Raw genomic sequence first — 22775 nt, forward strand, 5'->3', positions numbered from 1 at the left:
GGTTTTCGGCGACAGCTCCCTTCGACCTGAACCACCCGTTCACCCGAATTCTGCCGGCGCAGTTCCAGTGGAAAGGGCCTGGGCTAGACGGCTCTCTTGTTACCCCAGAGCACAACGTGCAGCTGCGGTAGCACGCGGGCCTCGAACCATCTGTCGCGGGTCACGCTGTCAACCAGCCACTCCATGCGCTTCAATATTCCGTCAAGGTCGACAGGCGCGTCATCATTTGTGGGGTGTGGCGGCGTGTGATTGCCGGGCTGCAGATAGATCGGAAGTTGCGGAAATTGCGCAGCGGCGTCTTTCGCGTAGGTGTAGTCCCTTTCGTCGAAAACAATGAGCTTGAGCACGACTTGGGGCTTGCCTTGTGCCGCCTGGAGGCACGCCTCGACAGCGGCCCAATCTGTCGTCATTTGGCTTGACGGCGGCTTTGGGCTGAGGATCAGCACGTCAAGCTGCGCAAACCAGTCCCTGGCAAGCGACCCTTGGGTTTCCAGCGCAAAACGGTAACCGTCACCATGGCCCCGGTCGATGAGCGCGCCGAGCGGCTGGATGGCCGGATTGCCGCCTGATAGCGACACCATCAGCGGGCGGCCACCGGAAAGGGCAAGCACATTTTTCCACACCGCCCCAACGGACATCATCTCCCATTCATGGCGGAATTGGCTGTCCACAGCATGGAGGCTGTCGCACCAGGAACAGCGATAGTCACACCCGCCGGTTCTGACGAAGATCGTCGGCAAACCTATGAGCACGCCCTCGCCCTGGATCGTCGGCCCGAAAATCTCGCTAACGCGGATTGCGGGATGAGTATTCGTCATGGCCGGTATTCCGCCCAGGTTTTCGGCGTTTCGCTCACCCGCACGGCCGCGGTTTCGCTCAGGCGTGCCTTGCACCAGTCGTAGAAATGTCTGGCCAGATATTCCGCCGTGACTTGCTCGTGTCCCAGCACGTCGTTGAGATGTCGGTGGTCGAAGCTCTCGTCGATGTAGCGTTTGAATGGCGCCAAGTCGTGGTAGTCGCGCACGAAGCCGTGATCGTCCAGTCCATCCGCTGAAAGCTCCACTTCGACGATGTAGTTATGTCCGTGCAGGCGCGCGCATTGGTGATCGGGTGGCAATGAGGTGAGCTGATGCGAGGCTGAGAAGTGGAATTCCTTGGTGATGCGGAACATTACGCCGTGGTCCTTCGCAGCGCTCCGAGCCAGAAGTCGGAGTCCTCATACTCGGTTGGGTCCGGGTGCCCAGCGATGTGAAACGCCTCACGCCGCTCGACGCAGGTCCCGCACCTCCCGCAATGACGCTCGGCGCCCTTGTAACAGGACCAGGTCTGAGCAAACGGCGTGCCGTATGTGGCTCCATCCGTAACAATGTCCGCCTTCGCCAGGTTCACATAGGGTGCATAAAGGCGAATCTGCGCGTAGCCGTCGAGCGCGTGGTCCTGCATCATCTGGAAAGCGTCGATGAAGGCCGGACGGCAATCGGGATAGACAACGTGATCCCCACCATGCACGGCCGTCGCCACTGCGTCAGCGTCTTGCGCTGCGGCGAGGCCGAAGGCAATGGCCAACATGATGGCGTTCCGGTTGGGCACCACGGTTATCTTCATCGTGTCTTCGGCATAGTGCCCGTCGGGCACGTCCACATTGTCGGTCAGCGCGGAGCCGGAAAGGCCGCCGCCGATCTCGTGGATATCGATGATTCGCTGCGGGACACTCAGGCGCTCCGCGCAAAGGGTGGCGTAGCCCAATTCCTTCCTATGCCGTTGGCCGTAATCGAACGATAGCAGGCCGGTAAGCTGGTGCTCCGCTGCCACCTTGTGGGCAAGAGTAACGGAATCCAATCCGCCGGAGCAGACGACGAGAGTCTTCATCGTTGGGTCCTTGTTTTAACCGGGTAGGCTGCGACCGGAGATTTCTCTGCGCTCCAGTACTTCAGGAAAACCATTTTGTGAAGTGAACGGAGACCAGTTCGTGCGCTTGCGTGCGATGCGCAAAAAGCCCTCGCGGTGAGCTGCAAGGACACGGACTGGCGAGACGTCACCCTTCAGCGGAATGCTCAAAGTCGAACGCTTCTCGGGGACAAAGTTCTCGACGAGCAGAGCCTGGCGGTCCCGAGCGCCGAGCGACGCCGGTGCAACGGTTTCGGGGTACAAAGCCGAGATGGGCTGGCCGCAAACAGCTCACTTACCAGGGATGTTCAGCGATGCCGAAATCCAGATATCGGGATGGATTATGAGATCAATTGTCGCGACAGCTTTGGCTGGCTTCTCCTCGCGCTTCGTAGATGCAGCGCATTCCACTTCAGGATTATTTTGATGAGCACGCCCTCAATGGATGACCGGCGAACCCTGAATAACCGGTCGGAGCCGACATCTGTGAACAAGCGGTGTGGTCGATTGCAATCACCCATGTCTTGCGCACAGGTACCTCATGGCAGTGGATGAACTGAACTTGATGGTTTTACAGATGGCAGTCGAAAGCGTCCGCTCGCTCTCGTTGAGCTTCGCTGAAAAAGCCGCCGAGATAGCCACCAGGAGCCGCGGCAGCCTGCTTTTCGACGTTCGGATCGACGGTGACGCGCAGGTCCAGCGGGTCGCAGCCATCCGATATCACGGCGGCCAATTCGGCGTGCTGGCGTTAGACGGACACGGCCTAGTTACCCACTATTGCATCGTTAACGGTATGTTCTCACATTACATTGCGGCCTTGGAGAGCTGGCACAGGATGCCCCTGTCGATGCAGGCCAAGATGGATGCCAACGGCAATGCCCGTCTTTTCGTAGCGGCGTTGCGGGATGCCGGACATATGCTGGGCACCTAGCATATGGCCAGAGTGCATCTCTGAATTTGCATGTGCATCACTGCGATGGCGCCGGCATGATCGTGATGCTCGAAAAGGGCTGCGGCGGCCGTGGCAAAGCGGTCGCCGCGATGATGGTGTCAACGGCGTTGCATCGATGCGAGCATTTAGACAGAGGTCTCCTCCTGGCATCGCGCGCATGCAAGGAGCTACGCAAGCGCAAATGTATCAAGTATTTTGAAGCGACGACCCCTCATGCATATGGAGCTGCGATGCACGGGCGGCATAAGCCTCGTTGCCATCTAGCCGCCTTGATGCACGGCGATGAGCTTTCGGCGGCCTGCATCGGCGATCTGGCCGCCCTGTGCATTTTGACAAGCCTCGTCGGGTGCCGGCGATGATCCGTCGTGATGGCAGGCGGGGGTTTACAGGTTGCGGTCGACGGGTTCGTTTCGGGCGCCTGCGCCCATCGTTATGTCGCGAGTTGGGGGATGCGATCGAGGACGATGCGCAGGATGCGCTGGTCGGGGCACGATGTCGGCAGGTGCAGGCGGATTTGCGATTTCATCTCGACCACCCGCGCAGCGATTTTGATGAGGCGCAATCGCAGCGTGTCGAATTGGGCGACGGCAAAGCTCGAGCGCCTCGGCATCGCGGCCCGCAAGCCCCACATGAGCCAGTAGGCGCCGGCATGCAGGAATAACCGGAACTGGTTGGCCGTCGCTCTGGTGCAGGATGTGCGGTCGGCGGCAAGATGCGTCTTCCACGATGTGGTTCTCGGCCGCGCCGCGCCGACAGTAGACATTCTCGTAGAGCGCCTTGGCCTTCCCACCTGCAAGGTTGGTGACGATGAAGCGGATATCGCCACCGTGGGCGCCGACCTCGACCCGCGCGATGATGCGCTCGACGCGGCTCCAACTAGCGGCGCCGTCAACGAGCTCCTTGAACCTGCGGACCTTGCCTGTCTTGGCCGACGCTTCCAAGCGTGCCGTCGTGCTGGCCTCCAGATCCGCGACATGCTTGCGCAGGGTCGTGGTGGGCGCGAGGCCAAAGATGAAGTCGACGTCGTTGGCGCGGCACCAGTCGATGACCTGCGGGTTGCAATAATGGCTATCGCCGCGGAGCAGGATTCGAATGTTTGGCCAGTTGATCCGGATCGCCCGCACCAGACGGCGCAGGTGGGGGCGGATCTCAGCCCCACTCGGCCGCTTGGCCGGTCGCAGGATCGCGCTGACGAACCGTCCCGCACCATCGAACACGACGATCGGCTGGAAGCCGTACTCGTCATGGTGGGCATTGAACAGGCGAAGCTGTTGGCCTCCGTGCACAGCGTCGAAGGTGTCGAGAGCGCGGCGCAGCCGGTTGGCGTCGTTGTCGTCCTCGTAGCCGCGGCGATCATCTTCATGCGAAAGCCGATCATGTCCGCCAGGCTGTGGACGACCTGGTCCGGGCAGCGCGGATCGTCGATGCAACGCGCCAGACGCTCGGCCATCCGCAACCGCTTTTCCACCTCGGCCAAGGCCAGAACGCCACTGTTGGACGACAGCATGCCGCCGTCGAAACGGGCGACGACGGACTTGCCGCCGACTGATGACAAACCGCTCAGCGGCAGCGCAAGATCGTTCATGGTGGGTGTGGTCTCGGGAAATGGTTCGGATCGGCTTAAGCAACCAAATCCTACGTCATTTCAACGGGCTTGCGCCACATCCACCAACCCCCATGAATTTGGCTAGGTTGATGCGGCGTGCCGCCGCCGTGAGGCTGCGCTCGCTCAGCAGCGCGTCGAGAACGACGAGAAGATTCAGATCGAGCCCTTTGAAACGCATGTCTTAGCTATCCATAGCGTGGATGAATTTGATTGAAACAAAGGATTTTACCAATTTTCCGGAATGTCGCATGGACCTGGCAGGATCTCAAGTGCGCCGATCACTGCCCCTATCGCGTGGCGAGTCCCTTGAGAAGAGCCCGAAAGAGGAAATCTGTCGCGTGCGGTGGAGATTGTACTGGAAATGAGAGGCAGCGCTCCGATCATGTCGAACTCTCCGACGAATGGCGGACCGGTACAATAGTTGATCGCAACTGGTCCGGAGCTATGAAACATCTCGATTACATATGAGGTGCCGAGTGAATACGCTGACAGCACCCACCGTCGCAGCGTTTAGCTGACGTTTGACGACGGTTCCTATCCATTTACACGCAGATTCTTGATGTGCTGGCGCAAAAGCGGGAGGCCGGCGACTTTTCTTCGTCATCGGGCTGACGCCGCAGAAGCCGGAACTCGTCCGGTTCCTATGGGCATTGGGCTTGGTCGGCGCACAGGGCTCCATGAGGGGCAATTTTGGCAACGCGACGCGATTCGGGTTTTGAACGACGCCGAAAACGCAAGCTGGAAAGGAAACAAGATGGCAGATCAACTCGCCAACGAAATAATCGCCATGATCAAGAAGCGCGCCGCGTCGGAGGGCGGCATAGCGGCTGCCACAGGCGGCGAGATAACGGCTGCCACGAGACTGACTTCGCTCGGTATCGATTCACTGGGATTGGCGGACGTTCTCTGGGACCTGGAGCAGGCCTACGGCATCGAGATCGAGATGAATACGGCCGAGGCATGGTCGGATCTCCAGAATGTTGGGGACATGGTGGAAGCCGTGCGCAGCTTGCTCGCTACGGGGGTGTGAATGGACAGGCGCGTCGTGATTACTGGGATTGGCGGGATTTGCGGGCTTGGGACCAACACCGCCGCCATTTGGACAGAGATGCGAGAAGGCCGCTCCGCCATCGGCCCAATCGTCAACTCCGAGCTCCATGAATTGAGGGTCAGGATTGGTGCCGAGATCAAAGCGCTGCCGGAGCATGACATCGACCGCAAGCAACTCATCTCCATGGACCGCTTCAGCCTGCTCGCTGTTCTTGCGGCGCGCGAAGCCATGCGTCAGGCCGGACTTTCCTCCAAAGAGGGAAATAGCTATCGCTTCGGTGCGACGGTGGGCGTTGGCGGCTGCGGGTGGGATGCGATCGAGCAAACCTACCGCGCCATCCTGCTGGGCGGTAAGCGTGCCGCTCTCTTGACTGTACCCAAGGCGATGCCGGGTGCCGCTGCCGGCCAGGTCAGCATGAGTCTCGGCCTGCGCGGGCCGGTCTTCGGCGTCACGTCCGCCTGTTCCTCGGCAAACCATGCGATTGCCTGCGCGGTGGACCAGATCAGGCACGGCCGGGCCGACGTGATGCTTGCCGGCGGCAGCGAAGCGCCGCTCGTATGGGGTGTGCTGAAGGCATGGGAAGCGATCCGCGTGCTTTCGCCCGATGCTTGCCGGCCATTCTCGGCCGATCGCCAGGGCCTATCGCTTGGTGAAGGCGCCGGCATGGCGGTGCTGGAAAGCTACGAGCATGCCCTGGCTCGGGGCGCCACCATCCTTGCCGAAATTGCCGGTGCCGGCCTTTCCGCCGATGCGTCCGACATCGTCGCGCCGACTGTCGAGGGGCCGGAGGCAGCAATGCGGGCCTGCCTTGCCGATGCCAGGCTGGACGCCGAGGATGTCGACTATCTCAACGCGCACGGCACCGGCACAAAGGCCAACGACCAGATCGAGACGGCGGCGATCAAGCGCGTCTTCGGTCAGCACGCCTTCTCAATGTCCATTTCTTCTACCAAGTCCATGCACGCGCATTGCCTCGGCGCGTCCGGCGCGCTCGAGTTGATCGCCTGCGTGATGGCTATCCGCGAGAGCGTCGTGCCGCCGACTGCCAATTATCGTGAGCTGGACCCCGATTGCGATCTCGACGTCACGCCCAATGTGGCACGCGAGCGCAAGGTGCGCGTGGCACTGAGCAACTCCTTCGCCTTTGGCGGCACGAACGCGGTTCTGGCGTTCAGGCAGGTGTAGAGGCCATGAGAGATGCCTCCGGCAACATTATCTCTCGCATCCAGATGCTTGCCAGATAACTATTGTGAAGGGCGGGTCATTGACCGCCTCGGCGAATGCGGGAAGTGGCAGCGGAAGCTCGACGATCCGGGGGTATCGTCTTTGCGAAATTCTTAACTGTTGAAGCGGCTTGGACGTACCGCCGCCCCGTAAAAGGTAAGCGAGGCCCTGCGGGCTCGGCTTGAGGGTCTGAAGCTGTACACGATAATGTCTGGAAGCCGCAGGGTCGGCTCTGCGCCCGTTATAGCCGCCTGAGTGCTGCCGGCCCGGCCGCGCCGCGGGCGCCGTCAACGAGCTCCTTGAACCTGCGGACCTTGCCTGTCTTGGCCGACGCTTCCAAGCGTGCCGTCGTGCTGGCATCCAGATCCGCGACATGCTTGCGCAGGGTCGTGGTGGGCGCGAGGCCAAAGATGAAGTCGACGTCGTTGGCGCGGCACCAGTCGATGACCTGCGGGTTGCAATAATGGCTATCGCCGCGGAGCAGGATTCGAATGTTCGGCCAGTTGATCCGGATCGCCCGCACCAGACGGCGCAGGTGGGGGCGGATCTCAGCCCCACTCGGCCGCTTGGCCGGTCGCAGGATCGCGCTGACGAACCGTCCCGCACCATCGAACACGACGATCGGCTGGAAGCCGTACTCGTCATGGTGGGCATTGAACAGGCGAAGCTGTTGGCCTCCGTGCACAGCGTCGAAGGTGTCGTCAATGTCGGGTACGATCCGCTTCGGCACCTGCCGGAACGAGGCGCAATAGAGATCGACCATCACCCGTCCCATCGACCAACTCCCGCACGCCGGGTAGGTTCTCCAGCCGGCACAGCGTCGATTGCGACGCCAGATCCCGACCCGACGGCAGCGCATCCTGGGCCATCTTGAAGACCGGATCGCGGCGCAGCCGGTTGGCGTCGTTGCCGTCCTCGTAGCCCGCGGCGATCATCTTCATGCGAAAGCCGATCATGTCCGCCAGGCTGTGGACGACCTGGTCCGGGCAGCGCGGATCGTCGATGCAACGCGCCAGACGCTCGGCCACCCGCAACCGCTTTTCCACCTCGGCCAAGGCCAGAACGCCGCTGTTGGACGACAGCATGCCGCCGTCGAAACGGGCGACGACGGACTTGCCGCCGACTGATGACAAACCGCTCAGCGGCAGCGCAACATCGTTCATGGTGGGTGTGGTCTCCGGGAAATTTCGGATCGGCTTAAGCAACCAAATCCTACGTCATTTCAAGGCTTGCGCCACATCCACCAACCCCCATGAATTTTTCAGGCTAGCAGAGAGGGTGCTTGCGGTGCACTCACCGAACGAGATCGCAAATGGACGCGCGTAACCACCAGAACTGGCGACACCCATGGTGGTCCGCTGGACCCGCAGGAGGAACCACAAGGTGTGAGCGGGCAGAGCGCAAGCGAGTGCCTACTTCGATCTTTCTAGAAGCGCGCCGGCAGCCTGGGCGGGGGGCTTGGGGGTCAGACTGCCGGCGCACGCCACTCACGAAGAGCGGCCCCTTTTCGTGGTTCGAACGCCCATAGTCAACCCGGAAACGTCAGGATGCCCGCCATGTTAATTTCAGAGCGGCGCGACTCGCCATGTTGGACGATTCAGCCCGTAGGCCGAGTTGATGCTCAAGCCAGCATCGCCTTGCCGAACTAGGAAGAGTTCGCCGTTAGTCCTTCGTCGCGAGCCGATGCCGTCGTGCACGTTTCGTAGCACTCCGGGCGGCTATATCGCTTTGTTGTTCGGCGAGCTGCGCCAGAAGGCATCGCATCAAATCGAATCAAGCGTCGACATCAGCCGCAAGCTTCACATCACAACAGCTAGTCCACCCATTGCAGATCATCCGACTGTTCAGGCGGCGTCCGAAATGTCCAACTCCGACTCAAGAATTCCCACAGGTATGGAAAGCGATTTCGCTATCCGATCCCGATAGCCCTTGCTGTACCTCAGACCTCGCTCGATGTTTTGGATTTCCTCAGCGGCCAGCCCGCACGCGACCGCCAGGTCGTCGATCGAATATCCAAGGTGCTCGCGATAAGCGCGGACGATGTGGGTTCCCTGGGACATAGCCGTCAAGACTGGTTCGGGAATGCGCGAATCCTTCATAAACATCTCCAAGAACTGGGAGCTCCCTCGGAGATTCCTCCCCGAGGCGCACACTTAGCAAATAAAAAAAATGGTCGTCCATTCGGCCGAACCGGCCTCATGCATGGGATGGGCCGCTGAATTGGCCGGGCCGGAATATGGCGGCTCACCTCCTTCTGATCAAGTATCAAGGCTGCCCGTGCTGAGAGCCTGGTCGGCGTAGCGCATGCGACCTGCGATCCTTCGTGGACCATTCTCGCCGATGGCTTTCTTGAACAGCAACTCGAATTTTCGGCAGGACACTGCTTCCTTCGGCCAATCTCCACCGGCGAGGCAGCGAAAGACCCGCTCGTAACCGCTACCGAGTTTCGCAATTGCAGCAAACAATGGTCATCTGGTTTCATCCGGGCTTCGGATCCAGACAAGGGGTACCGCTTTCCTGGAGGCGCATCGCCACCTGTACAGGTTCACAATCATTCGACCGTGACCGATTTTGCGAGATTGCGCGGCTGGTCTACATCCGTCCCCATGAAGAGCGCCGTGTGGTAGGCTAGAAGCTGTATCGGGAGCGAGAAGATCATTGGCGCGATAATCTCGTCGACAACCGGCAGCACGAGCGTGTGCATGGTTTCGAGTTTCGATACGGCTGCCCCTTTTTCATCGGTGATGAGGATAATCCGCCCTCCACGGGCAGCCACTTCCTGCATGTTGGAAACGGTCTTGTCGAAAAGACGGTCATGGGGCGCGATGACGATCACTGGCATGTTCTCGTCTATCAAGGCGATCGGCCCGTGCTTCAATTCACCCGCTGCATAGCCCTCGGCATGGATGTAGGAAATCTCCTTGAGCTTCAGCGCACCTTCCATCGCTAGCGGGAAACTGGTGCCACGGCCGAGATACAGGACGTCACGACACTTTGACAGTTCGCGCGACAAGAACTCGATTTCCGGCTGGATGCACTCGAGTACGTGGCCCATCACGCGCGGCAATTCGGCGAGGCTCCTGACGAGCCCCTGCAGCTCGTCTTCGGGGACGGTCCCGCGGGCTCTGGCCGCGCCGATGGCGAGTGCTGCTAGAACGGCAAGCTGGCAGGTAAAAGCCTTGGTAGAGGCGACGCCGATCTCCGGTCCGGCAAGGATCGGGAAAACCGTATCGGCCTCCCGAGCGATGGTCGATTCGCAGGCATTGACGATAGCGCCAATTTTCAGCCCACGCTCCTTGCAGTACCTCAATGACGCAAGCGTATCGGCGGTTTCGCCGGACTGCGAGATGAAAAGAGCCGCCGACTGCGGCGGCAACGGGATCTCGCGGTAACGGAATTCGGACGCAACGTCGATTTCAACCGTCAGGCGCGCATAGCGCTCGAACCAGTATTTTCCGATCAGTCCGGCGAAATAGGCGGTCCCGCAGGCAGAGATCGCCAAGCTCGGGACCTTGGCGAAATCAATGCCAGGAACCATGTCGCGACTGTCTATGATGTTAATGTAATGACGGAGAGCATGGGCGATGACCTCGGGCTGCTCGTAAATCTCCTTCTCCATGAAGTGGCGATGGTTGCCCTTGTTGGCCAGATCGGCCGCGGCCGTGGAGATATGGCGCGGACGCTCGACGGGACGGCCGTCGATATCGAAGATATGGGCGCCCGAATTGCCGACGACGGCCCAGTCGCCGTCGATGAGATAGGTAATTTCATTGGTGAAAGGAGCAAGGGCGATCGCGTCGGAGCCCAGGAACATCTCGCCGTCGCCGTGACCGATCGCGAGCGGTGGTCCGTTGCGCGCCGCCGTGATGGTCGTCGGTTCATCTTCGAAGAGGATGGCAAGCGCATAGGCGCCCTTGACGCGTTTCAGCATGGCACGCGTGGCCTCTTGCGGCCTCATGCCCTCTCGGCGGTATCTTGCCAAGAGATGCCCAACGACCTCTGTGTCGGTGTCGGTCTGGAACTCGGCGCCATCCGCCGCCAATTCGTCCTTCAGCTCGGTGAAATTCTCGATGATGCCGTTATGGACTACGGCGACACCGTCGCTAAAGTGCGGGTGCGCATTGCGTTCGGTCGAGGCCCCGTGGGTTGCCCAACGCGTGTGGCCGATGCCGACGTTGCCGCTCAGCGGCTCTTCCTTCAGTCGCGTCTCGAGATTGACGAGCTTGCCCTCGGCGCGCCGGCGGTGCAAGGCACCCTCGATGATCGTCGCAACGCCGGCGGAATCATAGCCGCGATATTCCAAACCCTTCAACGCGCCGATCAACCGATCCGACACCGGCTGTTGCCCAACGATGCCAACAATCCCGCACATGTTCGTCTCCGCATCTTTGCGGGCAGCACCAGCCCACGCGAGACGGATACCCGTCCGGCCGCTTTAAGTGGCGGCCTTGTAGTAGTAATCCATAATATTGGTAAAATTGATTGTTGTGATAACTACCATCCACCCGATGGATAGGTCGGCCGCTGTGGGGCCACGACCCAAACTTCTATTCGCGCCTGACGCTCTTATGAGGATCGCAAACTCACACCCGCGGCAGGATCACGGCCTCAGAAAGGCCGGGAGGCCTTGGACAGTGGACGGACGACGGACCTGCGGGTAGGAGCATTGTGCCGCCGACTTGGGCATCGGCGATGGTCTGTCTTGGCGACAGCCTGAGTTCGCTTCAGGACCGTCGTCGTCTCGCGCGGCTGCCGGTGTCAGTTGACGATAACAAAATGTCCGCCGGGGGCGAGCGCCTCGCGCACGGCACGTGCCAGCCGCGGTCGGTCCGGGACGCCGTCGAAGGCGTTGGCCGTGAAGACGAAGTCGACGGGGCGTGACACCACCAGAGTAGCGAGTTCATAGCGCATAGCCGGCGACGAATTCGCAATTGGTCGCGCCGGCGCCGGTCAGCCGGCGCTGCGCGGCCTCCAGCTGGTCGGCGTAGTGCGACGACATGGCGGGCGATTGTGGCGATCGGCACAGCCGCCCCGCAACAGAGGTCGACCACCTCCAAGCCCGGCTTCAGCCCGGTTGTCGCAAGCGCCATCTTCGCTGCGGTCGCGCTTGTCATGCTGCTCTTTCCTAGCCTTTGCAAGAACACGAACCTCGGCTTCGGTCGGAATGGCAACGTGGCGAAGGGCGACCCGATCTGCGTCAAGCTCATCGCCACGGAAGAGGCGAATGATAGGCAGCCCCACTACCGCCTGATCACCACCGGCGGCCGCCGATGTTCCCAGCATTCGCGTTCCAAGGTCGGCATGTCGTGCTCCTCGCTGGCATAGCCGAGGCAGAAATAGCCGATCAGCGTCCATTCGGGCGGCGTGTCGAGAATTTGGGCCATCTCGGTCGCATCGAGGATCGACACCCAGCCCATGCCGATGCCCTCCGCCCGCGCCGCCACCCACAGTGTGTGCACTGCCATGACGGCCGAATAGTCGATGGTCGCCGCCATGGTCATGCGACCGAGCCCATGGCCTTGTCGGGTCGTGTGGTCGGCGAAGACCGCGAATTGACAGGGCGCCTCGTCGAGCCCGGCAAGCTTCAGCCGGGCATAGAGTGCGGCGCGCTCTCCCGAAAAGCGCGTGAGCGCCTCGGCATTGCAGCGCTCGAAGCAGTCTCTCACGGCAGTGCGCCGCTTGAGGCTCTCGACCACTACGAAGCGCCAGGGCTGGCTGAGGCCAACGGAGGGCGCAATGCTGGCGAGCTCGAGCAGGCGTTCCAGCGTACCCTCTGGCAGAGCCGTTGGCTCGAAGCGCCGCACATCCCTGCGCCAGCGCAGCAGCGTGATCAGCCCGGAGCGAAAATCGTCGGTGAAATCTGGAGGTGACGGCATGGCGGTCTCGTTAGGTATGGATTGGGCACTAGGGAGTACAGTGTGGACAGCCTCTGCCTATTGCCAAGCTGGCTTGTTGCGTCCGACAATCGCGTCATGCGACCCCAACCGCAAACGATAGAAAAATCTTTCCTGGTGGGCGGCGCTATTACGATGCAATCGACCAAGCCAGTTCGATCAGCTCGCAGGGCGGTGAATCGTGTACCAGGCCGTTGCTAAATGCGCCATTGACACTCAGGCGCACCCGTATCGCTCACCAAGCCTCGGAACGAGGAGAACGTCGGCCTGGAACGCGGAGACGGCGACAGGCGTCTCAGCTTGCATATACTCGTTCCTACAGCACCGCCTGCAACTCAGTTTGCTTCCGACCACGACCGGCCTCGACGTCCCCGAAGATTCCCAGGTCATTCGGCAGATACCATCGTCTGACGTCATAGCGCCGCAGCGGACAGCACCAGCTGCCCAATTTCATTTGGGGCATCGCTGAGCTTCCAGTCGCTACCGCAATTTCGTCTTCCAGCAGCGTCAGGCATGACCCAAATTGGAGCTCATCCCTCTCACGGTCAATTCGCGCTTGAATTACATGTTCTACTTTCGTTCACTGTTCGGACGACACATTAGAAAGAGCTGGAATGGAGTCTATCATCAGCCCTACGACAGCCGCCAAAGGCGGCCGCTGTTCAAGCCCGCCGAAAAGTTTGGATGCCGTTCACAAGGGGAAAGCATTGGTGGGACCATGCCGGAACCATCTACCTCTTTGTTCTTCTCGGAGAAACATCGCCCGGGCCAGTGGTTCTCGGAGAGTAAAAATAACTGACGCGCATCAGGGCTCGCGCATGTGGAACGCGATGAGCATCCCCAGTTACTGGCACATTCTACAATCAGCTACCAACTGACAAACGTATGGCAGGAGACGGATGAGACGTGGACGGTGTTCGACCGTCGTACCGCAGAGTCGCCACAAGTCGCATTTACGAGGTCCTAATATTTGATGCAAATGGCTGGGAACGTTGCTCACCCTCAACCCGGAGATGACCGTTACCATCAACAGCGGATGGGCTGGTGCCGTCATGAAGTTGGAGGGCGACTTGCCTCCTCTAGCCGTTTTCGCAACCTATTCCGTCGCCGTCTCGGTCAAGATCATAGATATCGGTGCCTACGACAGAGACCGGCCCGTGTACGTATGCGGGACCATTGCCCTTTCCGGAGGAACAGTCGACATCGCTGGCGATTGGAACACAGGCGCCTGTGTAGTTAGGGTCGCAGGATTCTTGGCCATGAGCGCTGCTGATGAATAACGCCAGAACCAGAGCGACCGCGCCTAGACGACCAAACCCCATCAAATACCCGCCAGCTAACACCCAAGAAATCTTAGCGGGCATTTTAGCTCCATGCAATATTAGCGCTGGCTTGGGCGCCTATATATCACCACCAAGCTCCAAAGAGATGAGTTATTGCCCGACTGCAATGATCAAGATCGCGTTGAGGGTCGCGCGCTGGCGGGCTACTTGATTTCGGTTTGGCAGATGCGTGGCCAAAGACCGACGCGTGCTGCCAGGCATATGCATCTGCGGCGGGGTTTGACTTTTGATATTGCGAGGCAGGAAGGTCGCTTGCTGTACAGAGGAGCTTATTGCCGAGGTCGAGAATCTTAGTGCCGATCGATGGTAGTGCATCCACATCAGTCTGATTTTCGACAGCCGTCGTCGAGCCGGAGTGCGCATCGCCCTCTTCGGTGAGGCCTCCGTAAGCGTCTGCGACGACCGACAGAGTCGACAAGCACGCGCTTCGTTCAGCCCCCCGAGGTGATCATGGCTGAAAAGCGGTCCTACAAGGGCGGGCGATGTTAGCCTTCAAGGCCGACAAGAGGCAAACGCTATGGGATCGTGTGCAGGGCGAGGTCGGCGTCCCGGTCCCGAAGGAGCATAAGAAGGACAAGGCGGAATGGCTGAAGCCGGGACCGGTCGGCCGGGTCACGAGGAGAAGGGCGACGAGAAGCTGCGCCTCGCAAGGCTACTGGAGGCTAACCAAAGAGCGCGGCCAGTCTTGGGTATATTGTACGATTGTTACCCAAGCGGCGGCCGCATGGACTCTCATCATCGTGGAACTACATTGCCACAATGGCACAGCTCTTTGAATCCTCCCCAATGAGCGCTTCATTTCAGATGATCGTCGACCACTACGAGACAGCGGTTTCACTCCAGGAGCGCATTGTAACTCGCGCTCGACAAGTCGGCTTGGCGACCAAAAGCGATGACGAATTTCTGGAGCATTTGAATGCGGCGTTAGAGCGGGTGCGCCAAACCTTGGCTCGCGCCGATCAACGCAGTTATTTATAAATGGGACATCCGCGGTCCGCAGGCGTACAGTGTGCCATCGACGGCAACTCTAAGGGCGTCCGTCGGCTGTGAGCGATCAACATGCTTCCGCCCCAATAGGGAGAGGGAGCTATGACAGATTCCAGTTCACAAAATCACACTGCCGCGCAATGCGACACAGGCCAAAATTCCATCTATCGCAATTCGCTGCTGCTTCGAATGTGCTCGGCAGATTTGGCCTTGCTGCAACCTCATTTGGAAAGCGTCTCCCTTGGACTGAAGACGCATCTCGAAGTGGCGGGGTCTCCAATCAGAACCGTGTACTTCTTCGAGAGCGGTCTCGGGTCAGTGGTGGGCGAACTGCGGCCTGGTATTGAAGCTGAGATCGGAATCATAGGTTGTGAGGGTATGACCGGCTCAGCGCTTATCATGGGCGATGACCGGTCAACGCACGATTGTTACGTCCAATTAGAAGCCCGAGCCTTTGTTATCGACGCGGGCCTCTTCACCAAGGCGCTTTTGACAAGCCCAACCCTGCGAAGTTTTCTGCTCCGCTACGTTCACTACTTTCACCTCCAGGCAAGCTTCACCGCGCTCAGCAATGCCCGGATGAACATCGTCGATAGGCTCTCAAGATGGCTGGTGATGTGTGATGATCGCGTCGAGGGGAACAGCTTTGCGATTACGCACGAGTTCTTATCAGTTATGCTCGGTGTCAGGCGGCCCGGCGTCACCATAGCGCTGCAAACCTTGGAGGGCCAAGGTCTGATACGCTCAATGCGAGGAGAGGTAGTCATTCTTGATCGCGCGCGTCTAATTGCGCTGGCAGATGGGTCATATGGCAGGGCTGAAGCCGAATACGCTCGGCTAGTCGGCAAACTGCATTGATCGCAGGCGCCGCGGCGTCCGTAGCGCCGCGACGGTGATCGCCAACGAATGTGCTCGACAGGAGATGGTCGATCTCCTGCATTGGAGTCACGTAAGCCGCCTAGACAGAGCCTTCACCGCCGACGTTGCCGAGCATCGGGATCCAAGACGAAGCTGTCATGCCGGCACCGCTGCATGCGCCCCGCGAGGAACAAACCGCCCCTCGCCTTCGTTCAGGATCCCGAAGCACGATACGGCTGTGCACCACCTTCCGGCCACTCAAAGGAGACCCGAGACGACTTGGTCCGTAAAGGAGGTTTTCGAAGAGCATCTGAGGCTTCGCGCGGCAGGCGATATCGAGGAGGATCTCTTGGGCGCACTGCCATCTAACCTCGATTAAACAGGCACTGATGCGCTGGCTGGAGCAATGGCGAGACTCATTGCACCAGCCAAGTTCAGGGCATGTGCAGACAACCGCTTTTGGCCCGGAACAGATCGATTGGCGGCATAGCCTTATCTTTCCCTCACAACGGGAAGGCTGTTTCGGGACTTTTCGAAATCAGCGGATCACAGGCTCGCCATGGAAGCGGCGGCGCGATGGAGGAGAAACGCCGAAGCCAACTTCCATCATCAGCCGTGGCCTGTGCGACGGCACGGTGCCCATATGGAACCCGAACGGATCCTCGACGAAACCGAAACCGGCCTTGCCGGTCAGCGTGACCGGACTCTGCTTGCCGTAGACGTCCAGAATCTCTTGCGCTGGATGGCCGACGACAAGCGTAAATTGGTGCTTGAGGGCGCGGCGATCATGGCTGCCGCGAACATAGATATGCGGGCCGGTCCCCTCGTCGACGGGCACCAGATAGAAAAAGAACTTCAGCATCCGCCAGTCGTCCAGGTCGAAGTGGTATTTGCCGAGCGAAGCCAGGTTCTTGTCCGCGTCCGACGCCTGGCCGGTCGGGAAGCTCCACCAGACGCGCGTCGTGATCAGCGTCGCCTGGCCGCCGAGATAGTGCGCCGCGATATCCATGAGCAGCGGATCGTTTTGGATGGCAACGGCCGACTTACAGCCCAGAATGCGCTCGAAATAATGGCCGCTGAGCAACGGACGGCCAAATCGCGCCTCAGCCTCCGCATGCTCCGCCGGCATGAACTCGAGTCGGCGATCGAAATTGCCGAAACAAGGTGTGCACCTGGCGAATGCGGCTACATCTTCAGCCACCATTGCAGGCAGGACAAGGCCGGGAAAAAGCCCATCCATCCGCAGCGCGTCGACAACGTCGTGGCAATTGACACCGGCAAACATCGTGTCCTGGGCTCTTTGCGGCCTTCGGACCGGCTTTGCACCACGCCAGTGCATTCTCCGTGCCGGCATGGTGCGCGCCAACATGAACATGGGCAGCCACGCCGGGTTCTCGCGAATATCCGACAGGTAGGTCGGAATGCGTACGGCTATGCGACGCAGCATGCTGCCGTTTCGCGCGATTGTCTCAAGGCTTGCAGCGCCGGCTTTGTCGGAGTTCATAACGGTCATCGGGGTCCTCAGGTCATGAATGCACTTATCGACGAAGTTGGGTCCCGGTGTTTCGCCGAAACCCGATTCGCCGCGGAAGAACTAGGCGCTTGCCACGTTTTGTGCAACGCACCATTGCAGTGAGAAAATGGAGGTTGCTCGTTCGTATAAGACAATCGCAACCACTCCAATTACCTCAGGAACTGTCTGTAGCCGCCGCCCATCAGGTAGCGGCCGCGTTGGATGGCGCGACGTACCTGATCGCGAAGATGGCCGCCTGGATGACGCCAATCTTCTTCGACACGGCGTCTCCCGAACAAGGCAATGGCGACCTCCTGATGAGATGCTCCCGCCAGCGAGCCATCCAAAGCCTGCAGTACAATACGCAGACGCGCTCCGCGGTGTTCCGGCGGAAAGCAAGCAGCTGACACGCGGCGGCAATCATTGATGTCGTTCAGGAACTGAAGGGCAGCGACATGGAACTTGAGGTGCTGCGGCTGAAGGATTGCGTCGACATATAGCCGCAACGGGCGGAGGACGGACGCACCGGAAACGGCGATCTGCAGACTCCGGCAGTTCTCCCTCAGCAGCACGTGCTGCATGCCCGCAGCTGTCAGCAGGATGTCCTTGCAGCATGAGAGCGAAGAAAGGTGAAGCGGTTCAAAATCGTGGTCGAGCCCCAGCGGCTCCGCGGCCGCTCGTAGAATACAGGCGCAATCGCGCGGATCCCAAAAGACCCTCGCCGATGTAGCGTCCGACTGTGGCGCGTCCGCGAAAAAGGAGGCTCCATTGTCTTAGGAAAGCTGATTCTGTCGTCAACTCGATTATCTTCATGTCGGCCTGGGTTCCGACGAAGCAGGCGGACGGTGCCATTTTGGCGTGGTCGCGCTGGAATTGTGGATTGCGCCGAAGAAACTCCCAGGCCCAGCCAGTGCGTGGCAATCGTCTGGCGTAGTGGTAAGCGTCCTGGCGACGCCAGTCCGGCCAGCATACAAGGCCGACCGTCGCTTCCTTGGGCAAACCAGCATCCTTCATGGCACAGGTGTCCACCATGGCGCTATGCTGACGGGCCTAGAACCGGTTGCCACAGTACCGGTCCGCTCAGACGTCCCCTGCTGCGGATGCGCAAAAGGCTCGCGTGGGAAATCTCGAGAAACCCAGCCACCGCCTCCGTTTTGCCGACGCACTTGGGTTCTCCGATGCGCGACAATGGCCACGTAGCAAGGCGGAGGATCCGCTCCATGCGCGTGTCCGTCACCGTTACGATCCGGGTCAGATCCTTGGCCAAGCCGAACTCGATCATGCCCGCGAAGAGCTCGTAGGTCGCCTGAGCCAGCCCGCCCGCTGCCTTGGGCGCCGACGGAGGAAGATCGAGCGCGAAACGACTGCTCTCCCATATGTCGCTGGTCGAGGGCACGACGTCAGCACCCAGCAGCACCGGGAAGGTGTCGCGCAACATTGTGGGTCCGGTGCTGGGCAAAAGACGCACGCAACCGCGAATTCGCCAGTCGGATCCTTTGAGGAGCAGATAGACAGGCTTGAGAGCATCAAACGGATCGGATTCCATCTGGTCTTCGGTATCAACTTCCCAATCGAGCCTTTCCTTGAACACCCGAAACCTGAGCCCGTGCATCTCTTTGAGCTCGCCTGCAAAATCACTGTAAAAGTCTGGTGCTATCAGTTGCATCATGGTCGCCTCCATGTGGGATGTGTTCCCGCCATCGAAGGGCAAAGCTGACAGCGATGCAGCCTGTAGAGGTTTACAGGTATCGTGGCTGAGAATCAGGATCTCGTCGGGCCGGAGGCAGCCATTCGTGCAACGGCTTGGTTGATCGTTCGAACGCCAAACTTTGCCTTGGCGTTTTCCAGATGAAAGGTCACGGTGCGCTTTGAGACGCCGAGAAGCTGGCTAGTATCCCAAGCCGACTTGCCGCGCGCCGCCCATTTCAGACACTCGAACTCCCGCGGGGTGAGCGTTACACCATCCACCACGCGATGATCGGCGAGCCTTCGCCGGACATGGATATGAAAGTTGATGGCCACCAGCTGCAATGCTTTTTCGTAACGTGCCAGTGACCGCAACAGAGGCGGACGGGACTCGTCGGAAGCAAAGGTCAGGGCAGCAAACCGGCCGAGATGATCATGCATGGACATCGTCAGGCCGCCGCAGATGCCAAACTCAGCCGCACTCTCTAGAATTTGTTGCTGCGAATTCGGCAGACCGTGCCGAGCGCGATCCACACCCCAATCGAATGTATCCCAGCCTTGCAGCCCGCGCAGGATGACCGGATCGAGACTGTGGTACCGCTGTTGCAGATAACGTGACGTCCAGGATGAAGGATAGTTTGAAATCAATTGGGGGGCGTCGCCGGAGGCTGACGGGTAGGTGAAATAGGCGAATAGCGGGAAGTCGAAGCCGGCTGCAGCGGAGGCCATTGCCTCACAGAGATCGGCAGCATCAACACTTGCAGACAGTTGCTCGACGAAGTTCTCAAACACGCGATGCATGTGTCCTGTGCGTAACCTCCGTAACGCTCAATGCCAGGCAGAGACCTTGTTTTAGATGATCCCGGACGAATACGGCGCGTGCCGAGAACGTGGCTAATCTGTTGAACCAATCCGAAATAGTCTGACGTTGTCTATGAGCCGTGTGCCGCCGAGCCAGGCGGCGGCAAGCAACCGTGCCGGTCGATCGAGGCTTGTTATCGGCTGCAGATCTGCCTCATCGCGAAGTTCCAGGTATTCGACCTCGCGATAGCCTGCAGTCAGAATTGCTGCGCGAGATTCTGCAAGCGTTGGCATGATGGGTGAGCCGCGCTCAAGCCGCTCAGCCGTCTTGAGCAGGACTGATGATAGCTTGGGAGCAACAGCGCGTTCCGCTGGCGAGAGCCGCACATTGCGCGATGATAGCGCAAGACCGTCGGCTTCACGGACTGTCGGACAGGCAACAATGGTGATTGGAATATCGAGATCCCGGGCCATGCGCCTGACCAGGTGAATTTGCTGAAAGTCCTTTTCGCCAAAGAAGCCGAAGTCAGCGCTGGTCTGCAGGAAGAGCTTGGCGACGACGGTCGCCACGCCGTCGAAATGCCCCGGCCGGAATGTACCGCACAGGCCTTCGCTGACACCGCAAACCGAAACGGTGGTGGCGAAGCCCGCCGGATACATCTCCTCTGCATCTGGCGCATAAAGCAGGTGCGCGCCAACCGGTGCCAGTTTGGCGGCATCCTCGTTCTCGGTGCGGGGATACGCGGCAAGATCGGCCTGGCTGTTGAATTGCTTCGGGTTGACGAAGAGCGTCACTATCACACGGTCTGCCTTCTCGAGTGCAGCGCGCACCAGGCTGAGATGGCCCTCATGCAGGACGCCCATCGTTGGCACCAGGGCTATCCTCACACCTTCGCAGCGCCATGCGGCGACGCTTTCGCGAAGCTGGTCAACGCTCCTGACGATCGGCACGCTCACGCTGCTTCTCCGCTCTTGGTGGCGTCCGTGTCGGCGGGCTTGGGCGCATCGGCAAACACGTGCTCTGCGGCGGGAAACTGGCGCTCCTTCACCTCGCGCGCATAGGAAGCGATCGCAGCCGCAGCCGCCTCCCGGAGTTCAGCATAGCGCTTGACGAACTTGGGCCGGAAGTCGCCGAAGAGGCCCAGCATGTCGTCCACGACGAGAATCTGGCCGTCACAGGCTGCCGAGGCACCGATGCCAATGGTCGGGGTCGCCACCTCCTTGGTGATCCGGCGGGCGAGCGCCTCAGGAACCTTCTCCAGGACGACCGCAAAGGCGCCCGCTTCGCCCACCGCAATTGCGTCGCGCCTGATGCGCTCGGCATCCCCGCCCCTGCCCTGTACGCGGTAGCCACCGATGGTGTTGATGGCCTGCGGCGTCAATCCGACATGGGCCATGACGGGCACGCCGCGTGCGGCGAGGAAGCCGATCGTCTCTGCCATCGCTTCGCCGCCTTCGAGCTTGACGGCCGTGCAGCCGGTCTCGGCCATGACGCGCGCGGCATTGCGGAAAGCCTGCTCTGGGCTTTCCTCGTAGGAACCGAACGGCAGGTCGACCACCATCAGCGCCTGCTTGATGCCACGGCGCACCGCCTGGCCGTGCGTGATCATCATCTCCAGCGTGACACCGAGCGTCGAGGGCAGGCCGTGGAGAACCATGCCGACGCTGTCGCCGACCAGCACCACATCACAATGGGGATCGACAAGCCGGGCGACTGGGGTGGTGTAGGCGGTAAGGCAGACGAGCGGCGTCCCACCTTTGCGCGAACGAATATCCGGCGGTGTGATCGCCCTGGTGTCACCATAAGCGCTCATGGGACCCTCCTTCCCCTACGTTACCAGCTGCGGCTGTCGCCTTTGGCACATTTTTGTGCAGGTGCGAAGAGCAAAAAAATGGCCATGCAGCTGCGGGGTGTTGACGTGCCAATTGGCACGCTTACACTAAATCGATTAAGGTGCCCCCGAAGCTGGCCAAATAATGGACGATCAGGCAATAGGACTCAGGAAACACAGAGCCGCCGGCAAGGCCGACAACGTCAAAGTGGACTTGATCGCCTTTGTGGTCGCCGTAAACGGCAGTCAACCCTGTGTCCTCACCATCGGCCAGGCGGACACCTTGCCCTCCGGTCCCTTTGCGCTTGAGCACCGATCGCTGCAATCCGGCTTGAGGGGGTGGGTCGAGCAGCAAACCGGCCATCGGCTGGGGTACATTGAGCAACTCTACACGTTCGCGGATCGGGATCGCATCGGCGCCGAGCGCCAGCAGCGCGTCATCTCCATCAGCTATCTCGCATTGACGCGCAAGGAACAGGCAGCGGGCTCGCCCAAGTGCGGATGGCAGAGTTGGTATGAATATTTTCCATGGGAGGACCACCGCTCCGGCACGCCTGCGGTCGTGCTGGACGTTCTGCGGCCGCGCCTGATCGAATGGGCAAACGGCGTTGGCGATTCGGCCACGCGACGTGAACGCTGGCAGCGGGCGACGATAGCCTTTGGCTTCGACGACCGCCTTTGGAACGAGGAACTCACGCTTCAACGCTATGAGTTAGTCTACGAAGCAGGCCTGGTCCAAGAGGCCGTAAGAGGGCGGGACGCAGGACCCCCGCCGCTGGTGCCCAGCAAGTCCATGGTCGCCGATCATCGCCGCATCGTGGCGACCGGCATTGCGCGGCTGCGCTCCAAGATCAAATACCGCCCAGTCGTCTTTGAGCTGATGCCGCCGGTCTTCACGCTTTTGCAGCTGCAGCGAACCGTGGAGGCGCTCGCCGGCAGGCTCATCCACAAGCCGAACTTTCGCCGACTGATCGAACAGCAGGAGCTGGTCGAGGAGACCGGAGAGGCCACCACTGAGACCGGCGGCCGGCCAGCGAAGCTTTTCCGTTTCCGCCACGCCGTTCTCGACGATAGGCTCATCGCCGGGACAAAATTGCCGCTGGCGCGGGGTTGACATCCCTTATACTCACAGCAAGTATAT

The 22775-nt window shown here is 60.3% G+C and carries 22 protein-coding genes and 4 pseudogenes; 8 read left to right on the forward strand and 18 right to left on the reverse strand.

Annotation, left to right across the window (positions count from 1 at the left end; all coding sequences use genetic code 11):
* Window positions 1-83: 83 nt before the first annotated feature.
* From queE to queC, 3 genes are read right to left on the reverse strand one after another with little or no spacing between them, the layout of a single operon-like run.
* Entirely contained in the window at window positions 84-818 is a 735-nt protein-coding gene (gene queE, locus NKJ78_RS18255) for a 7-carboxy-7-deazaguanine synthase QueE (RefSeq protein WP_023808090.1), read from the reverse strand.
* Window positions 815-1171: a 6-carboxytetrahydropterin synthase QueD gene (queD, locus tag NKJ78_RS18260; protein ID WP_023673552.1), complete on the reverse strand. Its 357-nt coding sequence runs from the start codon at window positions 1169-1171 to the stop codon at window positions 815-817. Before queD ends, queE begins: the two co-directional genes overlap by 4 nt.
* Window positions 1171-1869 (reverse strand): 7-cyano-7-deazaguanine synthase QueC, encoded by a 699-nt coding sequence (gene queC, locus NKJ78_RS18265; protein WP_031209007.1) that lies wholly within the window; start codon window positions 1867-1869, stop codon window positions 1171-1173. The genes queD and queC overlap by 1 nt, the downstream gene beginning before the upstream one ends.
* A gap of 559 nt (window positions 1870-2428) precedes the next feature.
* Between queC and NKJ78_RS18270 the strand changes: the two genes are divergently transcribed.
* Both NKJ78_RS18270 and NKJ78_RS18275 read left to right on the forward strand, forming a co-directional pair.
* Window positions 2429-2818: a hypothetical protein gene (locus NKJ78_RS18270; RefSeq protein WP_023747260.1), complete on the forward strand. Its 390-nt coding sequence runs from the start codon at window positions 2429-2431 to the stop codon at window positions 2816-2818.
* 56 nt (window positions 2819-2874) lie between these two features.
* Window positions 2875-3198: a hypothetical protein gene (locus NKJ78_RS18275; RefSeq protein WP_352519777.1), complete on the forward strand. Its 324-nt coding sequence runs from the start codon at window positions 2875-2877 to the stop codon at window positions 3196-3198.
* Between the two features lie 71 nt (window positions 3199-3269).
* Here NKJ78_RS18275 and NKJ78_RS18280 read toward each other — a convergent pair.
* Together NKJ78_RS18280 and NKJ78_RS18285 are read right to left on the reverse strand one after the other, a co-directional pair.
* Window positions 3270-4424 (reverse strand): annotated as a pseudogene (locus NKJ78_RS18280) (IS1380 family transposase).
* A 97-nt stretch (window positions 4425-4521) separates the two neighbouring features.
* Window positions 4522-4623 (reverse strand): annotated as a pseudogene (locus tag NKJ78_RS18285) (LysR family transcriptional regulator); the annotation flags it as partial.
* 576 nt (window positions 4624-5199) lie between these two features.
* On the opposite strand from NKJ78_RS18285, the gene NKJ78_RS18290 reads away from it, so the two are divergent.
* Entirely contained in the window at window positions 5200-5475 is a 276-nt protein-coding gene (locus NKJ78_RS18290; RefSeq protein WP_352562576.1) for an acyl carrier protein, read from the forward strand.
* A complete protein-coding gene (locus NKJ78_RS18295) occupies window positions 5476-6681 on the forward strand; it encodes a beta-ketoacyl-[acyl-carrier-protein] synthase family protein (protein WP_031356310.1) in 1206 nt (401 codons plus the stop codon).
* Here NKJ78_RS18295 and NKJ78_RS18300 read toward each other — a convergent pair.
* From NKJ78_RS18300 to bluB, 6 genes and pseudogenes are all read right to left on the reverse strand, one after another.
* A pseudogene (locus NKJ78_RS18300) lies at window positions 6668-6832 on the reverse strand (LysR family transcriptional regulator); the annotation flags it as partial. The gene NKJ78_RS18295 and the pseudogene NKJ78_RS18300 sit on opposite strands and share 14 nt — an antisense overlap.
* Window positions 6833-7000: 168 nt before the next feature.
* A pseudogene (locus NKJ78_RS18305) lies at window positions 7001-7883 on the reverse strand (IS1380 family transposase); the annotation flags it as partial.
* A gap of 681 nt (window positions 7884-8564) precedes the next feature.
* Window positions 8565-8819 (reverse strand): helix-turn-helix domain-containing protein, encoded by a 255-nt coding sequence (locus NKJ78_RS18310; protein WP_031197535.1) that lies wholly within the window; start codon window positions 8817-8819, stop codon window positions 8565-8567.
* A gap of 452 nt (window positions 8820-9271) precedes the next feature.
* Window positions 9272-11092 carry a glutamine--fructose-6-phosphate transaminase (isomerizing) gene (gene glmS, locus NKJ78_RS18315; protein WP_352562577.1) on the reverse strand — a complete coding sequence of 607 codons (1821 nt, stop codon included), beginning with the start codon at window positions 11090-11092 and terminating at the stop codon, window positions 9272-9274.
* A 386-nt stretch (window positions 11093-11478) separates the two neighbouring features.
* Window positions 11479-11631, reverse strand: a complete 153-nt coding sequence (locus NKJ78_RS18320) for a class I SAM-dependent methyltransferase (RefSeq protein WP_023807044.1) — start codon at window positions 11629-11631, stop codon at window positions 11479-11481.
* Window positions 11632-11960: 329 nt separating this feature from the next.
* Window positions 11961-12596: a 5,6-dimethylbenzimidazole synthase gene (gene bluB, locus NKJ78_RS18325; protein ID WP_023808081.1), complete on the reverse strand. Its 636-nt coding sequence runs from the start codon at window positions 12594-12596 to the stop codon at window positions 11961-11963.
* A 1010-nt stretch (window positions 12597-13606) separates the two neighbouring features.
* On the opposite strand from bluB, the gene NKJ78_RS18330 reads away from it, so the two are divergent.
* The 3 genes from NKJ78_RS18330 to NKJ78_RS18340 all read left to right on the forward strand — a co-directional run bounded on the left by NKJ78_RS18330 (window position 13607) and on the right by NKJ78_RS18340 (window position 15802).
* Entirely contained in the window at window positions 13607-13894 is a 288-nt protein-coding gene (locus NKJ78_RS18330; protein ID WP_023807047.1) for a hypothetical protein, read from the forward strand.
* 822 nt (window positions 13895-14716) lie between these two features.
* Window positions 14717-14935, forward strand: a complete 219-nt coding sequence (locus NKJ78_RS18335; RefSeq protein ID WP_352562578.1) for a hypothetical protein — start codon at window positions 14717-14719, stop codon at window positions 14933-14935.
* Between the two features lie 111 nt (window positions 14936-15046).
* Window positions 15047-15802 (forward strand): Crp/Fnr family transcriptional regulator, encoded by a 756-nt coding sequence (locus NKJ78_RS18340; protein WP_352562579.1) that lies wholly within the window; start codon window positions 15047-15049, stop codon window positions 15800-15802.
* Between the two features lie 538 nt (window positions 15803-16340).
* On the opposite strand, the gene NKJ78_RS18345 is transcribed toward NKJ78_RS18340, so the two are convergent.
* The 7 genes from NKJ78_RS18345 to panB form a co-directional block, all read right to left on the reverse strand.
* Entirely contained in the window at window positions 16341-17315 is a 975-nt protein-coding gene (locus NKJ78_RS18345) for a hypothetical protein (RefSeq protein ID WP_023708080.1), read from the reverse strand.
* Window positions 17316-17485: 170 nt separating this feature from the next.
* Window positions 17486-17896: a DUF2285 domain-containing protein gene (locus NKJ78_RS18350; protein ID WP_023673629.1), complete on the reverse strand. Its 411-nt coding sequence runs from the start codon at window positions 17894-17896 to the stop codon at window positions 17486-17488.
* Between the two features lie 58 nt (window positions 17897-17954).
* Complete coding sequence (locus NKJ78_RS18355; RefSeq protein ID WP_352562580.1) at window positions 17955-18347, reverse strand: transcriptional regulator domain-containing protein; 393 nt, start codon at window positions 18345-18347, stop codon at window positions 17955-17957.
* Window positions 18348-18351: 4 nt separating this feature from the next.
* Window positions 18352-18984: an acyl-homoserine-lactone synthase gene (locus NKJ78_RS18360; RefSeq protein WP_352522164.1), complete on the reverse strand. Its 633-nt coding sequence runs from the start codon at window positions 18982-18984 to the stop codon at window positions 18352-18354.
* Between the two features lie 92 nt (window positions 18985-19076).
* On the reverse strand, window positions 19077-19802 hold the full coding sequence (locus NKJ78_RS18365) for a LuxR family transcriptional regulator (RefSeq protein WP_352461170.1): 726 nt from the start codon (window positions 19800-19802) through the stop codon (window positions 19077-19079).
* 93 nt (window positions 19803-19895) lie between these two features.
* Window positions 19896-20759, reverse strand: a complete 864-nt coding sequence (gene panC, locus NKJ78_RS18370) for a pantoate--beta-alanine ligase (RefSeq protein ID WP_023808077.1) — start codon at window positions 20757-20759, stop codon at window positions 19896-19898.
* Window positions 20756-21616, reverse strand: coding sequence for a 3-methyl-2-oxobutanoate hydroxymethyltransferase (gene panB, locus NKJ78_RS18375; RefSeq protein WP_023707031.1), 861 nt, complete (start codon window positions 21614-21616; stop codon window positions 20756-20758). The genes panC and panB overlap by 4 nt, the downstream gene beginning before the upstream one ends.
* Window positions 21617-21779: 163 nt before the next feature.
* On the opposite strand from panB, the gene NKJ78_RS18380 reads away from it, so the two are divergent.
* On the forward strand, window positions 21780-22748 hold the full coding sequence (locus NKJ78_RS18380) for an NUDIX hydrolase (protein ID WP_023807054.1): 969 nt from the start codon (window positions 21780-21782) through the stop codon (window positions 22746-22748).
* Window positions 22749-22775 lie beyond the last annotated feature (27 nt).

Source organism: Mesorhizobium sp. M0037 (assembly GCF_040323635.1).
GTDB lineage: Bacteria > Pseudomonadota > Alphaproteobacteria > Rhizobiales > Rhizobiaceae > Mesorhizobium.

Bases quoted from the DNA above. Each gene is read 5' to 3' on its own strand.
- NKJ78_RS18355 (WP_352562580.1), bottom strand. From the start codon at position 18,347: ATGGTGGACACCTGTGCCATGAAGGATGCTGGTTTGCCCAAGGAAGCG.
- NKJ78_RS18295 (WP_031356310.1), top strand. From the start codon at position 5,476: ATGGACAGGCGCGTCGTGATTACTGGGATTGGCGGGATTTGCGGGCTT.
- NKJ78_RS18270 (WP_023747260.1), top strand. From the start codon at position 2,429: ATGGCAGTGGATGAACTGAACTTGATGGTTTTACAGATGGCAGTCGAA.
- NKJ78_RS18340 (WP_352562579.1), top strand. From the start codon at position 15,047: ATGACAGATTCCAGTTCACAAAATCACACTGCCGCGCAATGCGACACA.
- panB (WP_023707031.1), bottom strand. From the start codon at position 21,616: ATGAGCGCTTATGGTGACACCAGGGCGATCACACCGCCGGATATTCGT.
- NKJ78_RS18290 (WP_352562576.1), top strand. From the start codon at position 5,200: ATGGCAGATCAACTCGCCAACGAAATAATCGCCATGATCAAGAAGCGC.
- NKJ78_RS18350 (WP_023673629.1), bottom strand. From the start codon at position 17,896: ATGCAGCACGTGCTGCTGAGGGAGAACTGCCGGAGTCTGCAGATCGCC.
- NKJ78_RS18360 (WP_352522164.1), bottom strand. From the start codon at position 18,984: ATGATGCAACTGATAGCACCAGACTTTTACAGTGATTTTGCAGGCGAG.
- NKJ78_RS18380 (WP_023807054.1), top strand. From the start codon at position 21,780: ATGGACGATCAGGCAATAGGACTCAGGAAACACAGAGCCGCCGGCAAG.
- queC (WP_031209007.1), bottom strand. From the start codon at position 1,869: ATGAAGACTCTCGTCGTCTGCTCCGGCGGATTGGATTCCGTTACTCTT.
- NKJ78_RS18275 (WP_352519777.1), top strand. From the start codon at position 2,875: ATGATCGTGATGCTCGAAAAGGGCTGCGGCGGCCGTGGCAAAGCGGTC.
- NKJ78_RS18310 (WP_031197535.1), bottom strand. From the start codon at position 8,819: ATGAAGGATTCGCGCATTCCCGAACCAGTCTTGACGGCTATGTCCCAG.
- queD (WP_023673552.1), bottom strand. From the start codon at position 1,171: ATGTTCCGCATCACCAAGGAATTCCACTTCTCAGCCTCGCATCAGCTC.
- bluB (WP_023808081.1), bottom strand. From the start codon at position 12,596: ATGCCGTCACCTCCAGATTTCACCGACGATTTTCGCTCCGGGCTGATC.
- NKJ78_RS18335 (WP_352562578.1), top strand. From the start codon at position 14,717: ATGGCACAGCTCTTTGAATCCTCCCCAATGAGCGCTTCATTTCAGATG.
- NKJ78_RS18345 (WP_023708080.1), bottom strand. From the start codon at position 17,315: ATGACCGTTATGAACTCCGACAAAGCCGGCGCTGCAAGCCTTGAGACA.
- glmS (WP_352562577.1), bottom strand. From the start codon at position 11,092: ATGTGCGGGATTGTTGGCATCGTTGGGCAACAGCCGGTGTCGGATCGG.
- NKJ78_RS18365 (WP_352461170.1), bottom strand. From the start codon at position 19,802: ATGCATCGCGTGTTTGAGAACTTCGTCGAGCAACTGTCTGCAAGTGTT.
- NKJ78_RS18320 (WP_023807044.1), bottom strand. From the start codon at position 11,631: ATGCGCTATGAACTCGCTACTCTGGTGGTGTCACGCCCCGTCGACTTC.
- queE (WP_023808090.1), bottom strand. From the start codon at position 818: ATGACGAATACTCATCCCGCAATCCGCGTTAGCGAGATTTTCGGGCCG.